Below are 608 nucleotides of genomic sequence, written 5' to 3'. Positions count from 1 at the left end.
GGCGGATTCAACCGGTCGTCGCAACACCTTTGATCGCGGAGGTGTTGCATGGTGCGAAGTGCAAAGCAGGTGTATCGCTTGACAGGGCGAGCGGCGATGTACTCGCCGGGTGCGCCATCGCTTGGAAACGAGGTCGAGCGACGCTTTTGGCAACAGATCGCCACTGGCATTACAAGCGAGAAGGCAGCGCAGGCGGTAGGCGCATCGCAAGCGGTTGGTTCGCGCTGGTTCCGCTATCGTGGCGGCATGCCACTATTCATGTCCAAACCTATCGCCGGTCGATACTTATCGTTCGCTGAGCGGGAAGAGATAGCATTGCTGTTGGCCCAAGGCTTCGGCGTGCGCGAAATCGCTCGGCGTATCGGACGAAGTCCCTCAACTGTATCGCGAGAAATTACCCGCAATGCAGCAACACGCAATGGGTATCTCGAGTATCGTGCCTCTGTCGCGCAGTGGAAGGCAGAACGGTTCGCTAAACGACCCAAGCCCGCGAAACTGGCGACTAATGTGGAACTGCGTCAATATGTACAGGAGCGCTTGGAGGGAAAGGTACATGACGCTGACGGTCGTAAAATTGACGGGCCCAAGCAGGCGCCGTTCAATGGGCG

The 608-nt window shown here is 57.9% G+C and carries 1 protein-coding gene; it reads left to right on the top strand.

The features are described from left to right. Positions 1-69: 69 nt before the first annotated feature. Positions 70-608 (top strand): helix-turn-helix domain-containing protein (locus QCE73_RS33915; RefSeq protein WP_309885326.1); only part of this gene is annotated, 539 nt, incomplete at its 3' end.

It is taken from the genome of Caballeronia sp. LZ029, assembly GCF_031451275.1.
Taxonomy (GTDB): Bacteria; Pseudomonadota; Gammaproteobacteria; order Burkholderiales; family Burkholderiaceae; genus Caballeronia; species Caballeronia jiangsuensis.
Note: the sequence above shows the minus strand (reverse complement) of the source record. Positions and strands in the feature narration are given on the sequence as shown.